At 67.5% G+C, this 17,072-nt stretch carries 18 protein-coding genes and 3 pseudogenes; 10 read left to right on the plus strand and 11 right to left on the minus strand.

Annotation, left to right across the window (positions count from 1 at the left end; genetic code table 11):
* Nucleotides 1-250, plus strand: a pseudogene (locus ACN6LB_RS43930) (LysR family transcriptional regulator); the annotation flags it as partial.
* Nucleotides 251-638: 388 nt separating this feature from the next.
* Here ACN6LB_RS43930 and ACN6LB_RS43935 read toward each other — a convergent pair.
* Nucleotides 639-1,385, minus strand: coding sequence for a phosphotransferase family protein (locus tag ACN6LB_RS43935; RefSeq protein WP_445030803.1), 747 nt, complete (start codon nucleotides 1,383-1,385; stop codon nucleotides 639-641).
* A 77-nt stretch (nucleotides 1,386-1,462) separates the two neighbouring features.
* Entirely contained in the window at nucleotides 1,463-1,609 is a 147-nt protein-coding gene (locus ACN6LB_RS43940) for a hypothetical protein (protein WP_445030804.1), read from the minus strand.
* Nucleotides 1,610-1,769: 160 nt separating this feature from the next.
* On the opposite strand from ACN6LB_RS43940, the gene ACN6LB_RS43945 reads away from it, so the two are divergent.
* The 5 genes from ACN6LB_RS43945 (at nucleotide 1,770) to ACN6LB_RS43965 (ending at nucleotide 5,666) form a co-directional block, all read left to right on the plus strand.
* The gene (locus ACN6LB_RS43945; protein ID WP_445030805.1) at nucleotides 1,770-2,033 is read left to right on the plus strand and encodes a hypothetical protein; all 264 of its coding nucleotides are present in this window, start codon (nucleotides 1,770-1,772) and stop codon (nucleotides 2,031-2,033) included.
* A gap of 1 nt (nucleotide 2,034) precedes the next feature.
* Nucleotides 2,035-2,172 (plus strand): hypothetical protein, encoded by a 138-nt coding sequence (locus ACN6LB_RS43950; protein WP_445030806.1) that lies wholly within the window; start codon nucleotides 2,035-2,037, stop codon nucleotides 2,170-2,172.
* Between the two features lie 133 nt (nucleotides 2,173-2,305).
* On the plus strand, nucleotides 2,306-3,859 hold the full coding sequence (locus tag ACN6LB_RS43955) for an alpha/beta hydrolase (protein ID WP_445030807.1): 1,554 nt from the start codon (nucleotides 2,306-2,308) through the stop codon (nucleotides 3,857-3,859).
* Between the two features lie 680 nt (nucleotides 3,860-4,539).
* Nucleotides 4,540-5,121: a YdeI/OmpD-associated family protein gene (locus ACN6LB_RS43960; protein WP_445030808.1), complete on the plus strand. Its 582-nt coding sequence runs from the start codon at nucleotides 4,540-4,542 to the stop codon at nucleotides 5,119-5,121.
* Nucleotides 5,122-5,264: 143 nt separating this feature from the next.
* Nucleotides 5,265-5,666, plus strand: a complete 402-nt coding sequence (locus tag ACN6LB_RS43965) for a DUF6896 domain-containing protein (protein WP_445030809.1) — start codon at nucleotides 5,265-5,267, stop codon at nucleotides 5,664-5,666.
* A gap of 5 nt (nucleotides 5,667-5,671) precedes the next feature.
* Here ACN6LB_RS43965 and ACN6LB_RS43970 read toward each other — a convergent pair.
* From ACN6LB_RS43970 to ACN6LB_RS43985, 4 genes and pseudogenes are all read right to left on the minus strand, one after another.
* A pseudogene (locus ACN6LB_RS43970) lies at nucleotides 5,672-5,782 on the minus strand (IS5/IS1182 family transposase); the annotation flags it as partial.
* Between the two features lie 135 nt (nucleotides 5,783-5,917).
* Complete coding sequence (locus ACN6LB_RS43975) at nucleotides 5,918-6,826, minus strand: hypothetical protein (RefSeq protein ID WP_445030810.1); 909 nt, start codon at nucleotides 6,824-6,826, stop codon at nucleotides 5,918-5,920.
* The gene (locus ACN6LB_RS43980; protein WP_445030811.1) at nucleotides 6,823-7,386 is read right to left on the minus strand and encodes a hypothetical protein; all 564 of its coding nucleotides are present in this window, start codon (nucleotides 7,384-7,386) and stop codon (nucleotides 6,823-6,825) included. Before ACN6LB_RS43980 ends, ACN6LB_RS43975 begins: the two co-directional genes overlap by 4 nt.
* Nucleotides 7,387-7,815: 429 nt before the next feature.
* Nucleotides 7,816-9,222: a penicillin-binding transpeptidase domain-containing protein gene (locus ACN6LB_RS43985; RefSeq protein ID WP_445030812.1), complete on the minus strand. Its 1,407-nt coding sequence runs from the start codon at nucleotides 9,220-9,222 to the stop codon at nucleotides 7,816-7,818.
* A gap of 697 nt (nucleotides 9,223-9,919) precedes the next feature.
* Between ACN6LB_RS43985 and ACN6LB_RS43990 the strand changes: the two genes are divergently transcribed.
* Both ACN6LB_RS43990 and ACN6LB_RS43995 read left to right on the plus strand, forming a co-directional pair.
* On the plus strand, nucleotides 9,920-10,360 hold the full coding sequence (locus ACN6LB_RS43990) for a hypothetical protein (protein ID WP_445030813.1): 441 nt from the start codon (nucleotides 9,920-9,922) through the stop codon (nucleotides 10,358-10,360).
* Nucleotides 10,361-10,605: 245 nt separating this feature from the next.
* The gene (locus tag ACN6LB_RS43995; RefSeq protein ID WP_445030814.1) at nucleotides 10,606-12,291 is read left to right on the plus strand and encodes a serine/threonine-protein kinase; all 1,686 of its coding nucleotides are present in this window, start codon (nucleotides 10,606-10,608) and stop codon (nucleotides 12,289-12,291) included.
* 434 nt (nucleotides 12,292-12,725) lie between these two features.
* On the opposite strand, the gene ACN6LB_RS44000 is transcribed toward ACN6LB_RS43995, so the two are convergent.
* The 5 genes and pseudogenes from ACN6LB_RS44000 to ACN6LB_RS44020 all read right to left on the minus strand — a co-directional run bounded on the left by ACN6LB_RS44000 (nucleotide 12,726) and on the right by ACN6LB_RS44020 (nucleotide 15,661).
* Nucleotides 12,726-12,974, minus strand: coding sequence for a hypothetical protein (locus ACN6LB_RS44000; protein WP_445030819.1), 249 nt, complete (start codon nucleotides 12,972-12,974; stop codon nucleotides 12,726-12,728).
* 51 nt (nucleotides 12,975-13,025) lie between these two features.
* Nucleotides 13,026-13,187 (minus strand): annotated as a pseudogene (locus ACN6LB_RS44005) (transposase); the annotation flags it as partial.
* An 18-nt stretch (nucleotides 13,188-13,205) separates the two neighbouring features.
* Nucleotides 13,206-13,583 carry a transposase gene (locus ACN6LB_RS44010; protein ID WP_445030820.1) on the minus strand — a complete coding sequence of 126 codons (378 nt, stop codon included), beginning with the start codon at nucleotides 13,581-13,583 and terminating at the stop codon, nucleotides 13,206-13,208.
* 24 nt (nucleotides 13,584-13,607) lie between these two features.
* Nucleotides 13,608-14,654, minus strand: coding sequence for a sensor histidine kinase (locus ACN6LB_RS44015; protein WP_445030815.1), 1,047 nt, complete (start codon nucleotides 14,652-14,654; stop codon nucleotides 13,608-13,610).
* Nucleotides 14,655-14,974: 320 nt separating this feature from the next.
* Entirely contained in the window at nucleotides 14,975-15,661 is a 687-nt protein-coding gene (locus tag ACN6LB_RS44020; protein WP_445030816.1) for a response regulator, read from the minus strand.
* Nucleotides 15,662-15,933: 272 nt separating this feature from the next.
* Here ACN6LB_RS44020 and ACN6LB_RS44025 point away from each other — a divergent pair, with 272 nt between their 5' ends.
* Nucleotides 15,934-16,356 (plus strand): hypothetical protein, encoded by a 423-nt coding sequence (locus ACN6LB_RS44025; RefSeq protein WP_445030817.1) that lies wholly within the window; start codon nucleotides 15,934-15,936, stop codon nucleotides 16,354-16,356.
* A gap of 51 nt (nucleotides 16,357-16,407) precedes the next feature.
* Entirely contained in the window at nucleotides 16,408-16,815 is a 408-nt protein-coding gene (locus ACN6LB_RS44030) for a hypothetical protein (RefSeq protein ID WP_445030818.1), read from the plus strand.
* Nucleotides 16,816-17,072 lie beyond the last annotated feature (257 nt).

Raw genomic sequence — 17,072 nt, forward strand, 5'->3', positions numbered from 1 at the left:
CGACCTGGTGGAGGACTTCATCGGCATCGTCCGCGGCCGCACCGCCAACAGCACCCGCGGCCGCCGCCCGCCCGCTACGCAACAAGACCCCGCGGGCAAGGCGGCGGGTAAGGCGGCGGGCAAGAACTCCCGCGCCGCTACCGGCGCCGGCAAGAACGCCAAGAGCACCAAGAGCAAGGGCACGGGGAACGCCAAGAGCGCCAGGGGCGCCGGGGCCGGCAAGCGGGGCAAGCCCCGCCGCCGCACCTGACCCCTGCCGCTTCTGTGGGTGAGGCGGTTGCAGCGCGGTAGAGGCTGCCGGGGCGGCTGGGCGGGGTGGGGTGCGGGCAGGTTCCTGTCAGGTGTGCTGCCTGCGTGGGCTCCGCCGTTTCCGTGACGGGTCGTCGGCTGCGGAGGCGTTGAAGGCCGCAATCGCCTAAACCGCCGCCTCCGGGCGGGCTTCCAGCAGGTCAGCGATCCGCTCCACTGGGAGATCCGCGACGACATCCACCACGCGTTCGTCATCCTCGGCTGCGCCGTCATCTGCTGGCGACGACTGAGCCCCGCACTTTGTCGAGCGTAAGGGCAGGCGATGCGCCCCAGGGGATGGCCTGCTCGATGCGTCAGAACGCATTCGTAGCAGTCGGGCCAGCGCAGCTTCACATCCGGGATCTCAGCACGTCGACCTCACAGCCCGGCGCGAACGGGTCGAAGCCGTGCTCGATCAGCCAGCGAACCGCCAGCAGGCTTCGCAACGACCACCACGCGTGGATCACGTCGAGGTCGACGTCGGCGCCATAGCCGGCGACGACGTCGTCGAGGTGCTCCTTGTGTCCGAGCGTGAAGGTGGCGAGGTCGTACAGGCCATCACCCTGGCCCGCCTCGGACCAGTCGATGATGCCCGTGACCTCGTCGCCGTCGACGAAGACGTGCGCGATCTGCAGGTCGCCGTGCGTGAACGCCGGAGTCCACGGTCGGAGGGCGGCCTCGGCGACCTGGCGGTTGTGGGTGACCAGGTCAGCGGGCAGGAGGCCGTTCGTCACGAGAAACTCGCACTCGTCGTCGAGTTCCGCCGCCAGCGCGACGATGCTCCGGCCGGCCCGGCCGGGCCGGGTCGGCAGCGGCGCGTCGTGCAGCTTCCGGATGGCGGCGCCCGCCGCGGCCCACGCCGCCGACGACCCGGTCGACGGCCCGCCGAGGCGCCCAAGCGTCGTCCCCGGGAGTGCGGCGATCGCGAGCACGGGCGGCTTGCGCCAGAGGACCTCCGGGGTCGGGACCGGCGCGAGGGACATCGCCTCCACCTCGACGTCGACGCGCGCCTGATCGGCGTCCACCTTCAGGAACACATCGCCGACGCGCAGGGTCGCGCGCTCGGAATGGGCGACGACAACTTTGACCTCATCCATGGGCGACCAGTATCCCGGGGATGATCGTCTGCGTCGCCGTGTTTATCGCGTGCGATCGCGCGGCTGACCGCGTCCTGCTACCCGGCGGCCTCGTGCACGACACCGACCGCTGACCAGGTCAAGCCCACCACTTTTGTCAGGAGTCCTTCGAGGCTGTCGAGGTCGCTCGTCGAACTGGAGGCGGTGTCGGTGGCCGACAGCGCCCGGGCCAGGGGCTGGGGCACCGGTTCGTCGAGGAACTGGTCCGTTCGTTCCCGCAGCGGCCGGGGCTACGAGGCGATGCGGGGTGGCATCCACACCCGCAAGCCGTACCTGGCGCCTACTACGACACGCGCGTACCGTCCTGCGGAGCCTGACGGGCCGTGGAGCCATCTGCATCCGCTCGTGAGCAGCTTCAGCGTCGTGGCCTGCGCGGAGGTCTGCGACCCAAGTCCGTTCTGGCACGGTCCTGTCCACGTCGGCTGGGACCACGGTGAGGAACGGGACCTGACGGAGTTCGTTGCCGATGTCCTGCACGGCCGCCTCGTGCCCAGAACGACCACCACTGCCCTGGGCACGCGCTACGACGGCTGGGCCGCGCCCAAGGACGTCGAGGCGGCTGTCGAGTACGCCGCATCAAGCCAGGACGCGCCGCCCGCACCCGCATGAGGTGCGCTGGCCCTGCCAGGGCGGCGGCACATCACGGCACACCTCGAAACCGGGTGACCTGGTGGCCGGGGCGCTCCGCCGCCACCTGGGCGATGTCGCCCTGCTGGTGGTGCAGTTGGCCGACCCGCGGGCGGTGTGAATTCCTGGGCACTCTCGCGAGCCGAGCAGTCGGAGGCGGCTTGTACCCTGCATTCATTCGACGATCGGACGATCACGGGTACGTGCATGCGAGCACGGGGCGGGCGTCCAGGGGCGGGAACACGGGGAGTTCAATGAGTGACGCACATACGATACGAAGCCGCAGACCGGGCCTCTCGGTCGGTGCGCGCATCATCGCCGTGGTCGTGCTTGTCGCGATCGGGGCCGTCGGCGCCTGGCTCCAGCGCGACGCTCCAGGCCGGAGCGCGGAGCCGCGTACGGAGTTCACCGCGAACAACCCGCCCGCCGGTCTGCCCACCGCGCTCACCACCGGCCAACACCTCCACTGGTCCCGCTGCACCTCGCCGCCCACCGCACGCACGGGCTACGACTGCGCCTCCATGAAGTCCCCGCTCGACTACCAGAAACCAGACGGCAGGACCATCGACGTCGCCCTGATCCGCCGCAAGGCCACCGGCCCGAACGCCCGGCGCATCGGCTCGCTCGTCCTCAACTTCGGCGGCCCAGGCGTGTCCGGCGTGAGCGGACTGCCCGAACGCCTCAACCAGTACGAGCCGCTCCTCGACCGCTACGACCTGGTCTCCTTCGACCCGCGCGGCGTTGGCGCAACCATCCCCGTGCGCTGCGGGAAGACCGCGGACGACACCGGCTACGAGGGGGCCGACGCCTGCGCCGAGCACGCCGGGGCGCTCCTCCCGTACCTCGGCACCTCGCACACCGCGCGCGACCTCGAGCTGATGCGCTACCTCCTCGGCGACGAGCGGCTGCATTACTTCGGCGTCTCGTACGGAACGGCGCTCGGCGCGGTCTACGCCCACCTGTACCCGTCGCACGTCGGACGGCTCGTCCTCGAAGCGTCCGTCGATCCGACCGAGGACCTCGACGAGGAGCAGGTGTCGCAAGTCAAGGCGGTCCAGGCGGCGTTCGACCGGTTCGCTGCGCACTGCGCGGCCCGTATCCGCCACTGCCCGACCGGCGACGGGCCCGAGGAGGCCGCGCGACGCATGGCGCGCCTGGCCGATCGCCTGGAGAAGAAGCCCGCCCCGGCCGGCGGCGGCAGGAAACTCGACGCCGACGCCCTCGCGTACGCCGTCAGCGACCATCTCGGTCTCGGCACAGACGGCTGGTCGCCGCTCGCCAAGGCCCTCACCGCGCTGATCGAGCACAATGACGGCCGTCCGCTGAGCAAGGGCGCGGACGACATCGGCTCCGCCGACCACGCGGCGACCCCGCGCGACAGCAGCCGCGCCGCCCTGATCGCGATCACCTGCGCGGACTCCAGCCTGCGCCCCGACTTCGAACGCCTCGACAGGGACGAGGCCCGCATCAAAGCCGCCTCACCCGTCTTCGGCGCGGCTTGGTCCACCGGCGTCTACCTCTGTTACGACTGGCCGTTCGACGGCGAGCGCGCCACGCTCCAGGTGAATGCCGACGGCGCGGCCCCCATCCTGGTGGTCGGCGGCACCGGCGACCCGACTACCCCATACCCCGGCGCCCGCCACATGGCCCGCGCCCTGGGCGACAGTGTCGGCGTGCTCCTGACGGCCAAGGAGGAGGGCCACGGCACATACCCGCAGAACCGCTGCGTCACGGAGACAGTCGACCAATACCTCCGCACAGGCCGCACCCCGGCCCCAGGGAAGGTGTGCCGGGGCAGCATGTCCTGACGCCCGTACGGATCCACCGGGCGGCCGTCAGCACACCGGTTCGCTCGCAGGGGCCCCCGGCGTGCACCCCACACCACCCGGTCCACAAGGGATGGATCTGGATCGGCGCCGGAGTGATCGCCCTCGGCCTCTATCAGCATGCCTAGGGCAGGGGGTACGGGGCTTGCGGGGCAGGGGATCGCGACGAAGTGGCCTAGGTAAGGCGTAGCTACGCCATTACCGATCCGTTGAGATGGCCTGCATGACTAGGAAGACACATGGAAGCCGGTCGCCAGCGTTCGAACTCCGCTGCGGTGGGCTGCACTTGACGATTCAGCGCGTCCCTGACCCCTGGGACGCCCGCCGAAGCACGGCCCGGAACTCCGGCTGGGGCTGACCTGCCCTACTACGGCCCGTGCACCTGTACCGCTACCTGCGTTAACCTGCTGACTGTGCCGCCGGTTCGTCGGGTTCCTCCAGGCGGCCACAGCGGGGAGATCGGGCACATCCGAGTACGCGACCTCGACGTCGGCCGTCAGCTCAAGCAGTTCATCGACTCGCGGGTGGCCTGTGGCAGCAGGGCGAAGCTCGCTAAGTAGTGAGGCGGTCAGGTTGCCTGAGTCGGCCGCTTGAGCAGGTCACCTGAGCGGTGCACTCGGGTAGGTCAGCACCTGTCCTATAGGGCCTCTAGTCTGCGGTTTATGCAGAAATACGAGGACGGCGTCGAGATCCTTGTCCCCGCGAGCCCGGCCGAGCTTGAGGCCTGGCTCGACACGCATCACGGGGAACGCACCGCGCTCTGGGTGAAGATCGCCAAGAAGCACACCGGCATCCCATCGCTCACCTGGGAAGAGATGGTCGACACGGTGCTCTGCTTCGGCTGGATCGACGGTCTGCGGCGCGGCTTTGACGACACGTACTTCCTGCAGCGCACGACACCCCGCAGCCCCCGCTCCGCCTGGTCGCAGGTGAACGTCGACAAGGCCGACGCCCTGATCGCGGCAGGCCGGATGCGCCCCCGCGGCCTCGCCGAGATCGAGGCGGCTCGGGCGGACGGCCGCTGGGAGACGGCATACGCCTCGCAGAAGAATGCCACCGCACCGCCGGATCTCGTCGAGGCGCTCGACGCAAACCCGGCCGCGCGGGCGTTCTACGAAACACTCAGCAAGTCCGACCAGTTCGCCCTCTACCTCCGCCTGGTCACCGCCCGCACCGAGAAGACCCGGCTGGCCCGCCTGGAGCGGATGGTGGCGGCGATGGTGAGGCCCAGGCGGCCATCATGATCAACCGCCCGGCCAACGCGCAGATCAAGGACATCAAGGCCCGCGAGGCTTACTGATCGTTTCAGAATGCCGTCCTGCGGAGACGCTGGCGGCCCCATGGAACAATCCCTTCAGCCACGGGCTCAGGGGGGGAATGACGCCGTATGGAACAGGTTGGGGCTGCGCGAGACCTCGTGCTCGGTTACGTCCGCGCTCTGAACGCGATTGACGAGGCCATGAGGGTGGCGATCCCCTCTCTTGAGCGACTGGCAGATGTCCTCGGCCTGGCCCGTTCGCGCCGGATCGGCCGGAGTGGGCACATCGGCACCTACGCCTACACGGTTCATGGGGCAGGGTGCCGTTTCGTCAGCGACAACGGCACTGAGGTCGATGTGGACTTCGCAGCCGACGGGAGGGAAGTCTTCGACCTCTGGCGGCTGCGCTGGTATGGGCTGAGCCTGCCGGAGCCTCTTGACGTCACGGATCAGGACCTGCGGGCCGCAGTGCAGTCGCTGCAACCGCTTCTGGACGAGGTGCGGCCGGGGTGGTTCAGCGTAGCCAGCTGATCGCTTCAGGATGAGGTTCGCAGGCGGCGCAGGCATATGAGGCTGCAGGCCAGTTCGAGCAGACCCTGGTGGAGATCGGCGCGTCGCTCGTAGCGGGTGCGGAGCCGTTTGAACCGGCGTACCGGCCGCCTGGTGCGATGAACCTGGCGCGCCCCGACCTGGCGGCACTCGCTGTGCGCAGGACCAGGCGTCAAACCCGGACGTGGACGAGGTCAGGCGGCCACCAGCGCCTCCAGTTCAGGGCGTGAGGGCTACCGGGTGTAGGTGAGAGCCTCAATGCTGTTGGAGGTGACGCGGCGCAGGGTGTTGCCGCTTTTGAGTGCGAGGGTCGAGGTGCGCCCCGGCGCGCAGGCGGACCACGGAACGCCGGAGGTGACGGTGCTCGGACCGAGCTTCACCTGGCTACCGTCGCTCGACACGGCGGTCAAGGGGGCCGTGAATACACAGTGGTAGATTCCGCCGCTCTTGACGGGACCGTCGGCGACGACGATTGCTACGTCGTCGCCGATGAGGCCCTGCTTGACGACGAGCGTTCGGGTGTTCTTCCCGGTGAGGTTGGAGATGGTGGCTCTCCAACTGCCGAGGTAGGCCTCTGGCACGTCACCGCTCACTACGGCAGAAAGAGAGGGGGACGGGTCGTCTCCGTTCACGGAGGGCGAGGAGAGCTGCTGGTGGATGAAGGGGCGGAGCCGATAGCCGAATGCGGTGAAAGCGATAGCAAGGACGGCAGCCATCGCAGCCAGCACGAGAGTGTTGCGAGGCCCGCGCTGACGCTGCCGTGCAGGAGTGCCGCTCGGTCCGATCATCACCGGCGCGGCGGGATCGAGAACGACGGTGAGCCAAGCCGAGGGATCGGCCCGGAGATCGTCATGGAGCGGAGGCGGGGGAGCGGCGGCTGCGCCTGCCTCGGCCTGCGGTGGTGGCGCGATGAGGACGGACCGGCGTGCCGTGGCGCCCGTTGGACGTCGAACTTCCCAGACCCTCGACGTCGAGGAGGAGTTGTCGGCCTGCCGGTAGGAGCGGATGCCGATGAGGGCGGCTGCGGCCCGACGGGCGAGACCGAGCTCGACGGAGGCCGTCAGCGCGGTGGTCTGGGTGGGACGGCCGGTGGCGCCGAGGGTGGCAGCGGCGGCCCGTCGTAGCAGACCGGGCCGGCTCATCCGGCGCCGTCCTGATCAGCGGCTGGGCCGCGTGCCCTGCCCAGCTGCGAAGAGGAACCCGATGGGGGCGGCCGTCTCACCGGAGGGGGTATCGGTGTGCCGGTGCCGGGGCGCTGTGCCGACAAGGTCTCCTGCGTACTGTCCAGGGCCTGCCCCGGACCGTTGCTGGCTGTGTCCGCCGGCTGCGCGGCGCCCGCGGCTGCGGGAGCAGTACCTTCCCCGAGAATTGCTTCGGCCAGGCGGGAGTTCTTGAGCTGGACCAGGACCAGGGGCGCGGAGGCGCCGGCGGCGAACACCGCGAAGCCGCCACTGACCTGTCCTGACGTTCCCAGCAGCCCGGCCACCAGAGCCCCCAGGAGGGCGTGCACCACGGCGGCGATGGATTCGCCCCCGACGTCATAGAACGCACCGAAGGCGGGCGGGCCCTCGGTGCCGGGATTGGGAGCATGCGGGTACTGCTGACGCCCGTTGAGCCATTCGGTCATGCAGTCGTAGGCGTGCATGATTCCGCGTACTGCTCCGCCTGCGACGCCGAGCAGCAGCAGTGTCGCAGTGTTCACGGTGTCTCAGTCCATGCGGGAGGATTTCAGTGATTCCATCGCAAAGCCTACGGACCGGGTCGCCGCAGCGCGGCCCGTTTGTCGAAGACGCTCCCTATATAACTCGGGCTGGACGGTGGCCAGTTGAGTGCCGCCATGCCGGACTGTGTGAGCGGAGCGGAAGGCGAGATTGCTACAGAATCCGTGGAGCCGGAAGCGGCAGCATCGGCATGATCATTCTCGGTGTGCTTGTCATGGGTGCCATCGTGGGCATCCTCATGGTTGTGGCGGGGTCGGCCGTCTTCGCTGGCGGTACTGCTGCAGTCACTGCTGCTTCCCGCGACCAGCCGCTGCGCCTGCAGGCATGGACTGGAGAGAAAACAACCGGCGGACCACGGTGGTGACCCCGCGGCGCGTCACGCGCCCACACACGGGGGGCTGTTCCAGCAGTCAGGAGGCGCTCGCGAAAATCGCCTCGCCTACCGCGACCGCCTGTTGGGGGCCCTTCCCCCCTCCTGCGGATGGCGGAAGGCCCTCGATACAGACGGCCACAGCGATCGGCTGTCCATTTGCTCCGTCCGCATACGCGGTGAACCACGCGGTGGCAGAGCCGCCCAGGCCATCCGTGACCCACCCCGTCTTTGCGCTGATCCCGGACTCCATCCCATCCGCGCTCTGGGACACCACGTCGCTCGCCGCGGTCTTGAGTGCCGATCGCAGCGCATCGGCTGTACGGCGGGTGATGACCTGTTCGACCTTGCCACCCGATGACTGAGGCTTTTCCTGGCTGCCGTCGGCCTTCGCTACCTTCTTCACCAACTGCGGGGCTACCAGCCGTCCTCCGTTGGCGACCACAGCTGCAACCCTCGCCATCTCCAGCGGAGTCGCCGTGACCGTTCCGCCCCCCATTCCCGTCAGCGCTGACTCGGAGGGCGGCACGTCTCCTTGGGGATAGGTGCTCTCGGAGACCTTCACGGGCACGGTCAACGTGTCGTCGTTGAACCCGAACTTCTCCGCCGTCGACCGGAGCTTGGCCGCACCGAGATCGGCGGCCATCTTGGCGAAGACGTTGGCGCAGGAGTAGCGCAGCGCCTGCCTGATCGAGGCGTTCTCGCACCGCGGGGAGATACCGGTCACGCGGGTCACCGTGCGGGGGAGCACATACGTGAGAGGGCTGCTGGTCTTGTCGTCCACCGTCTCATACAGCCCGTTCTCCAGCGCGGCGGCCGCGACGACGACGCTGAAGGTCCCACCCGGAGAGCCGACCCGGTGCAGAGCCCGGTTGACCATGGGCGAGCGCTTGTCTGCGTTGGCCGCCTTCCATGCCTTCGCGTCCGCCGGACGCTGTCCGCTGAAAGCCGCCGGATCGTACGAGGGGGTGCTGACTGCCAAGAGAAGCTTCCCCGACTCGGCGTCGAGTGCCACCGCGGCGCCTTGTCGGTCGCCCAGCGCATCGAACGCGGCCTTCTGGGCCGCGGGGTCGATCGTCGTCACGACGTTGCCCGATGCGGCACCGGACGCTTTAGCGGCCAGGACGTCGTCGTACACAGCTTCCAGTCCCGTGATGCCGTACGTCATCGACCGGTAGCCGGTGACCGGCGCGTAGAGCGCGCCGTCGGTATAGGTGCGTTGGTAGGGCATCTTCTTGTTGCCGGTGGCCTTCGAACCGGTGACGGCCTTGCCCCCGACGAGGATGTTGCCCAGCCCGGGGTGTGACGAGGGCTGGGAAGTCGGCTTGGTGCGGGGCTTGTCGGCGGAGTCGGTGTGTGAGCCGTCCTTGCCGCAACCAGTGGACAGAGCGGCCAGTGCGGCGAGAACACCCGAGACGCTGAGCGCCCCTCTGATCGTCGAGTGCATGGAGGACAGAGTAGAGAAGCAAGCCGGAGTGAGTGACGTATTTGTTGTGACTTTCCCGGTCCGACCTGCCTGCTCCGTGCCACGATTCGCGCAGTGCGCCGCGAGTGGCGGGCGGGGACGGGGCGGACTGGTGGAGTTCATGCAGGCATACCTCAGCCCGACGATGCGTGGACGTTCGCGCTCAACGCTGTCTTCGGCCCCGTCGCCGCAATACCGCAGCTTCATCGTGGACACCGTCCCGCCCGAGACCGGCGATGACCGCAGGTCCCGCCAACGGCAGTACGACGAAGAGCCGTTCGGTGTCATTTTCGTTCATCGGCGTAAACGGCAACGGCTTCCAGTGCGGCCTCGACGCTCAGCCGTACGCGAGCTGCGCCCCGCCCAAGACGTACGCCTTGCTGGCCCTCGGCCTGCACACCTTCCGCGTGCGTCCCTGGACTGGGCCGGCAACACCGACGCCGCTCCGTCCACCCGCACATGGACCATGACACCCTGACTGCGCGTTACTGACCTTGCTGCCGTGGGGCTTTGGTAGCAGCAGAGGGAGACTTTCGGAAACACGGGCCGACACGAGCGGACGGCGCCCCGGACGATGCCGGGCCATCAGCTCCCTCGGCAATCGAAGAGCGGACGAGCGGCGGGCACGCCGTTTGGCGGCCGACCCTACGAGCACCTCAAGCCTGACGTCCAAGAGGCGATGCTGCAAGCCGCCGGTACTGCCCTGTACCTGGTCGCCGATGGGACCATCATCGCCTTCGGCCGCCTCGCCTCCACGCTGCGGCTGGAGCACCGGCACATCTACGACGGCGACCGGCAGCCCCCGCACCGCAGTTCCTGGCAGGAGGCCATGGCCGAGATAGAGACGGCCCTCGCGCTGGCGCGCACGAACCGAGACGCCGCCCCGGCAGCTCTTGATCTTGCCCAGCCTCGGCTGTCGAACCCTCGACCGGTCGAAGAAGAGCGCGCCTTCTTGTTGGGCGTCGGCGTCGAGTACGCCAGGCTCCTCAATCAGCAGGGCACCAGCCTCGGGTGGATCGCCGCGAAGACCGGAATCCCCAAGACCTCGCTTCACCGCTACCTCGCGGAGCATCCTCCGTCGCCGCGTCGTCCGGAGACGCACGGTGACCTCGATCCGTGACCCGCAGCGGTCGAGGTCATCGAACGGAGTGGAAGTTCTGTGCACGTGGCAGCCGACGGGGCCGTTCCACAACGGGGACATGCCGGAGATGGAAAGCTGATCCAGATCAGGGCAGCTGTGTTGGCGAACACCCCTGCCGATTGGCGGGTTTCTGGGAGACGTGCGCGTCGCCTTCGCGGTCGCGTCACGATCCCCACCTCGCCGGCAGGAGCCACAGGCATGTTCGAAACGGGGGAGGCATAGTAGTGCGAGACCTGCTTCTCGGGGGCCGTTACCGGTTGGTGCGGCAGCTCGGCGAGGGCGGAATGGGGCAAGTGTGGGAGGCGCAGGACGAAACGCTGAGCCGACGTGTCGCAGTCAAGGTGATTTCGCTGCTCGCCGGTGGCGGAAGCCGTGGCGACGAGGCGCGCGCCAGGTTCCTGCGCGAGGCACGGATCACCGCCCAGCTGCAGCACCCCAACATCGTGACCATCCACGACCTCGGCGAGACCGGCTCAGAGGACAACAAAGTCCCATTCCTGGTGATGGAGCTGATCCGAGGCGACGGCCTGGACGCAATACTGCGCCGAGGCGCCGTCGCCTTGCCCGACGCCGCACGATGGGGTGCGCAGATATGCGACGCGCTCGCTGAAGCGCACAACGCCGGAATCATGCACCGGGACATCAAGCCCTCCAACACCCTCATCACGCCTTCCGGCAACGTGAAGGTCCTCGACTTCGGCATCGCGAGGGCGGCCGACCCCTACGCGACCGCGGACCGCCTCACCCAGACCGGCTTCATCGTGGGCACACCCCCGTACATGGCCCCCGAACAAGCGCGCGGCTTCCCGGAACCGCGCAGCGACCTGTACGCGCTCGGCTGCCTTCTCTTCGAGCTGATCACGGGCAGGCTGCCGTTCCAGGCCCCCGACACCGTTGGCTATCTCACGGCACACCTCACCCAGGAACCCCCCGTCCCCAGCTCGCTGTCCACGGGCATCCCGTCCATCTGGGACGACCTCGTGCTGGTCCTGCTGCACAAGGACCCCGTCCAGCGGTACCCGAACGCCGCCGACCTCGCCCAGGCCCTGCGACAGCTCGACCACGCACCCGTGTCCCCGCCGCCGGGCCCGGGCCCCCGAGACGTCCTCCTGGCCAGGATGGCCCGCGCCATGAGGACGTCACTCGCGCGACGGGCGGCCCTCTCACCGGATGCGCCGGGCAGCAGCATCCAGAGGAGGCAATCGCAGGTGAAGACGCGGGTTCAGGTGCCGCCCACCGCGTCGCACGCTTCTTTTGAGATGTCCTGGACCGGCAAGGAGCAACTGGACACCTACGTGGCCAAACCCCGCCTGACGGCTGTCTCGTTCACAGCACTGCTTTCGTCCGCGGTGACGACGGCAAGTATCTACTTTCCGCTGCATCTTGGACTCGTTACGCCGGGAGCTACTGATGGTCAGGACGGATGGCTCGCCGTCATGGCACTCGGAGGTGCACTCGGCGGATTGGTCGCACTCGGCTCCATTCTCGGTGTGATCACGGAGATATTCGTGATCGCCAAACACGCGAGGGCGCCGAAAGCGCGATCCCGATGGGCGCTTCACGTCGGTCCAGAGGGGATCGCGACCGGGAGCGCCGCCGGACGGCGGGAGATTCCGTGGGGCCAGATCCAGCGCGCCAGCATTGAGCAAATCCAGAACCCACTGGGGTACCAGTACACGGGAATCCACATCGACCTGGAGCCCGAAGCCAACAGGCCGACCATGCTCCGACCGGCAGGATGGCCCTATCCCCAGCAGGACACACTCAAGGACCGCACGCGCCTCCCGGTCTGTGTCCTTGGCCCCATGACGGAAAAACAGCGAACCGAACTCATAGAAGCCCTCGCCGGACACGGCGCCGACCGATGGGTCCCGTCAGTTCACTTCGCGACACTCCCCGTTGACCTTTGAAGAGCTGTCTCTCGGGATGCAGACGACTTCGGCAATCTGTGCAGGCGACTTCGGAAGCTGACACCGACGCCCCACTTCGTGGTCGCCGGGCGCAGCACACCGGAGATCGAATCCGACTCGCACCAGACCTCGACGAGACGGGGCTGGGAGGCCCAGAGGTTGTACCGGTAGGTCTCGGCGGTGCGCTCCAGGGCTTCCAGCATCGAGTCGTACTGCATGTCCCGCCGGACCAGCCGGGTGCCGTCGCTGATCCACTCCTACGGCAGCAGGCCCTGCTCGCGCATGTGCCCCAGCTCGCGTACCGGAACCGAGTAGTTCCGGCGCGACTTCCCGGTGTCCTTCTCCCACAACCGGCCCGGCCCGAGGTAGTACGTGCCGCGCCGTGCAGGGTTGCGCGGCGCGGACGATCGCTTAAGAGAGCATCTGATCAATGTTCAGGTCGCTCTGCCCGATTCACCCGGTTCGGTTCGCCAGGTTGGTGTGGACTCTCCGGTGAGCTCGCGGCTCGTTCTGTTTGCCATGGGCCAGTGGATCATTGCGCGTGATCGCTGGGGCGGTGCTTCATAGTCCCGGACGAGGCGCCGGTGCTGCATCAGCCAGCCGAACGTGCGCTCGATCGCCCAACGTTTCGCCTGGGGTTGAAATCCTTTGGTGGTGGGCCGTTTTACGACCTCGACGTCGATACTCCTCGCGGCTCCGTGCTGGAAGACGCTGTTCTGGTACCCGCCGTACGCTCAGACCTTCGTCACGCTGGGGTGAGAGGAGGCGAGTTCGTCGAGCAGGCGTTTTCCGGCGGTGGAGTCGTGCACCGAGGCGGCCGTGACGATGACGGCAAGGACCAGGCCGAGCGGTTCCGTGGCCACGTGACGTTTACGTCCTTTGATCTTCTTGCGGGGGCGATGCCCTGACTGGCCTCAGCGACGTTCGCGGAGGGTTTCACGCTCTGTGCGTCGAGCACCGCAGCTGACGCGGCCGCAGGCCGGCCCTGCGCACGGCGGGCCTTGTCGCACAGCAGATCGTGCACCCGTTGAGTAGTGCCCTCCACTTCCCACTTCGCGTAGCAGTCGTAGACGGTCTTGAACGGAGGGGAACGGAGGGAAGTCGTGCGGCAGGTACTCCCACGGGATGCCCGTGCGGTTGACGTAGAGGATGGCGTTCACGATCTCCCGCAGATCATGCACCCGTGCCGCGGTTCCCGGACCGGTGAGAGCGGCCCGCCATGCCACCACGAACACGGGCTCGATCATCGTCCAGCGGGCATCAGAGACGTCACTGCGAACACCCCAAATCACCTGCAAACCAGATCAGTTGCCCTCTTAAGATCCGCGCACAGAGACGAAGGCTCGGAGGAAGGTGTCCTGAACGGGGAGGCGGAGAGTGAAGTGTGCGCCGTGGTCGCTGGGTGTGATGGTGAGGCTGCCGTGGTGAGCGGTGGTTATGTGGTGGGCGATGGCCAGGCCGAGGCCCGAGCCTCCTGCATCGCGGGTGCGGGCGTCGTCGAGCCGGGTGAAGCGCTCGAAGACCCGCTGGTGGTCTTCGGCTGGGATGCCGGGGCCGTCGTCCTGGACGTCCAGGACGGCTTCGCGGTTGTCGGGCTCGTGGGTCAGGCGGACGGTGATGGTGCCGGCGGCGTGCCGTTCGGCGTTGTCGAGGAGGTTGCCGAGGACCCGGGCGAGGAGCATGGGCTGGCCTTGCACAATGACGGGGCCGGATTCGGTGTGCACGTCGAGGGTGATGTGGCGCGGTGGGCGACGGCGGGCGGTCTCGTCGCGGACCAGGTCGGTGAGGTCGACGGCCCGCTCCGGTTGCCGGCCGGTGTGGCTGGCATCGAGACGGGCCAGGAGCAGGAGGTCTTCGGTCAGGTCTTGGAGGCGTTTGGTGTCCTCATGGGCGTCGTGGACGACTTGGGGCCAGTCGGTTTCCTCGGCGCGGTGGAGGGCGAGTTCGAGTTCGGTGCGCAGGCAGGCGAGAGGGGTGCGCAGTTCGTGGGAGGCGTCTGCGACGAACCGGCGCTGTTGGGTGACTGCGGTCTGCAGACGGTCCAGAGTGCTGTTCATCGTTTCGGCCAGGCGGGCGATCTCGTTTCCGGCCCGGGGTACGGGCACGCGCCGGTCCAGATGACGGGCACTGAGCTCGGCGAATTCGGAGCGGATGGCTTCGACCGGGCGCAGCACCCGGCCGACAGCGAACCAGGTGCTTGCGCCTATCAGGAGTGTGATGCCAAGTGTGCCTCCGGCCATCGACCACATGATGGCGTTCAGGCGGGCTTGGTAGATGCCGATTGAGTGGATGATCGCTACGTCGTTTTCGGCGTCGAAGTGGGACCGCATCGGCGGGGACTCCTGGGGGTCCGTCCATGGCATGAGTGACAGTGTCGGCACCAGCCCTTCGTCCGTGTCGCCTCTTGCGATACAGATGGTGAACCTGTGCCCGCCCTCCTCCATATCGAGCTCCGGATGGCGGCTGCAGGGTGGGAAGTCGCCAGGGGTGTAACCGTCTGTCGGGCCGAGTTCGGAGGTCTTTTCCAGCGCGTTCTCGAAAAGCGTTTTCTTGATGGTGACGCCTAGTGAGACAGCGCAGGCAGTCAGTGGCACGACTGTGATGACGACGGCCAGCAATGTCAGTCGCATGCGCATCGTTCGCGGACGAAGCCGCCGCCATATGGTGCCGACCTGTGGCCGCCTCACGTGTGCAGGCCTTCGGTGGCTTCGAAGCGGTAGCCGATGCCACGGACGGTGTGGATCGTACGCCGTCGAAACGGGGTGTCGATTTTGCGGCGCAGGGCGCTGACGTACACCTCGACGACGTTCACGTCACCGCCGAATCGGTGATCCCATACGTGCTCCAGTACTTCCGTCTTGGAGACGGTCTCACCTGTTCGGTGTGCCAGGTATTCCAGGACCGCGAATTCCCGCGCGGTGAGCACCACCGGCGTCGTTCCCCGTCGGCAGCTGCGGGCCGCGGGGTCTATCTCCAGGTCCCCGACCCGGATAACGGCTGGCCGTTCAGGCCGTCCGCGTCGCAGTAGGGCCCGCAGTCGGGCAGCGAGAGCGACAAAGGAAAACGGTTTGGTGACGTAGTCGTCGGCACCGGTGTCCAGGCCTTCGGCCTCGTCGTACTCGCCGTCCTTGGCGGTCAACATGAGCACCGGCGTCCACACGCCGGCATCACGCAGCCGCGCGCAGATCCGGTAGCCGTTCAGGCCGGGCAGCATCACGTCCAGGACGACGGCGTCGTAACCGCTGTCGAGCGCCAACTCCAGCCCGGTGAGCCCGTTGTGGGCAAGGTCGACGGCGTACCCCTCGCCCACAAGCCCGCGGCGCAGCAGTTCAGCCAGTCGCGGGTCGTCCTCCACCACCAATATCCGCATGGCATTCAGGATGACCCACAGGTGCGGCGAGGTTCCTGAAGAAGCCTTCAGGAACCTTCAGGGTCCTCACAGCGGCCTCATGGCACCGTTGCCTCCGCAGCAACGGGGAAATCAGCAGGGCGTTCTGAGGATCACTCTCCCACTTCGGCACCGAAGCACTCGCACTTCTCGGCACGGAACGTCGGCGTTAGCCCCGTTGTCCCGTCAACAGGTATTCACGGAGGGGGCTCCGCAAGCCGGAGCCCCCGACAACAGCCCAGGGGGAACAGGACATGAGGACGACAGCGAAGCGCCTGGCGGCAGTCGCGGGTGGGCTGGTCATGGCGGCGGGTGCGCTCGTCTTTGGCACCGCATCGACCGCGCAGGCCGCGACCTGCAAGGGGGGCGCGTCGTACGAAACCTTCAGCACGGGAACGGACCAGGCCGAGCACAGTTTCGGTCCCTACTACACGACGTCGCGGTGCAGCGACATCAACCTAAAGCTCACCAGCTGGGGCAACGCGAACCCGTTGACCGTGCGCGTGTGTTTCTACCCGACCTCCGGTGGCACCACCTGCAACTCCTGGAAGGAGTTCTACAAGTCCAGCGACCTGAACACTTGGCGCGTGATCGCGACAGACGTCAAGGACGGCACCAAGTTCAGGATCTCCATGGACTTGGCCAGCAACACGTTCAAGGGCTATCTCGCCGCTTGAGCCCTGCTGCCGGACTCACAGCTTCCGATAACAGACAGGGAGAAGAACACCATGTCCGTACACACAGTGCGCAAGGCGATCGCCACGCTCACGGCGGCGCTGACACTCGCGGGGGTGGGCGTGTTGGGCAGCGCCGGCACCGCGAGTGCCGCAACTTGCTATGGGGGTGAGTCCTACTTCAGCAGCGGCACCTACTACTTCCCCGGGTCCAGCTCAGGCAGGCTCACCGCCACGTCCCGCTGCGGTGACATCAATGTCAGGTTCACCAACAACATCGTGACCCCTTCCCGCAAGGTGAAGGTGTGCTTCTACCCGAGCTCGGGGTCCTCGTATTGCCAGAGCAACTACACGACCGTGTACGGCGGTGACTGGGCGGTCATTGCCGACGACGTACTCGACGGCACAAAGTTCCGGCTCAAGTTCGAAAGCAGCTGGGTGCAGGGGTACGTGGCGGCCTGAACCTCGGGGAGCGCCCTGGGGTGGGCCGATCTTCAACAACCATAGTGAACGCCGCATCATCGTGGCGTTGGACGTCTGCCTTCGTTGCTGCTTTCCGGCAGCACTGCAGCACTGCAGCACTGCAGCACTGCAGCACTGCAGCAGGGCGCGGCAACGAGTGGTTCCATTGCCTGCAACGCACAAAGGCCCGTATTCCCTGCGGCGTTCGCGGGGAATACGGGCCTTGGTCCTGCTCGATCGTTCCCCGGGCACTTTCT

The organism is Streptomyces sp. SAS_270, from assembly GCF_052543295.1.

What these genes read in the sequence shown, in the direction of transcription:
- ACN6LB_RS43935 (WP_445030803.1), bottom strand. Translation starts at nt 1,385, where the DNA reads ATGGATGAGGTCAAAGTTGTCGTCGCCCATTCCGAGCGCGCGACCCTG.
- ACN6LB_RS43955 (WP_445030807.1), top strand. Translation starts at nt 2,306, where the DNA reads ATGAGTGACGCACATACGATACGAAGCCGCAGACCGGGCCTCTCGGTC.
- ACN6LB_RS43960 (WP_445030808.1), top strand. Translation starts at nt 4,540, where the DNA reads ATGCAGAAATACGAGGACGGCGTCGAGATCCTTGTCCCCGCGAGCCCG.
- ACN6LB_RS43965 (WP_445030809.1), top strand. Translation starts at nt 5,265, where the DNA reads ATGGAACAGGTTGGGGCTGCGCGAGACCTCGTGCTCGGTTACGTCCGC.
- ACN6LB_RS43975 (WP_445030810.1), bottom strand. Translation starts at nt 6,826, where the DNA reads ATGAGCCGGCCCGGTCTGCTACGACGGGCCGCCGCTGCCACCCTCGGC.
- ACN6LB_RS43985 (WP_445030812.1), bottom strand. Translation starts at nt 9,222, where the DNA reads ATGCACTCGACGATCAGAGGGGCGCTCAGCGTCTCGGGTGTTCTCGCC.
- ACN6LB_RS43990 (WP_445030813.1), top strand. Translation starts at nt 9,920, where the DNA reads ATGCTGCAAGCCGCCGGTACTGCCCTGTACCTGGTCGCCGATGGGACC.
- ACN6LB_RS44015 (WP_445030815.1), bottom strand. Translation starts at nt 14,654, where the DNA reads ATGCCATGGACGGACCCCCAGGAGTCCCCGCCGATGCGGTCCCACTTC.
- ACN6LB_RS44020 (WP_445030816.1), bottom strand. Translation starts at nt 15,661, where the DNA reads ATGCGGATATTGGTGGTGGAGGACGACCCGCGACTGGCTGAACTGCTG.
- ACN6LB_RS44025 (WP_445030817.1), top strand. Translation starts at nt 15,934, where the DNA reads ATGAGGACGACAGCGAAGCGCCTGGCGGCAGTCGCGGGTGGGCTGGTC.
- ACN6LB_RS44030 (WP_445030818.1), top strand. Translation starts at nt 16,408, where the DNA reads ATGTCCGTACACACAGTGCGCAAGGCGATCGCCACGCTCACGGCGGCG.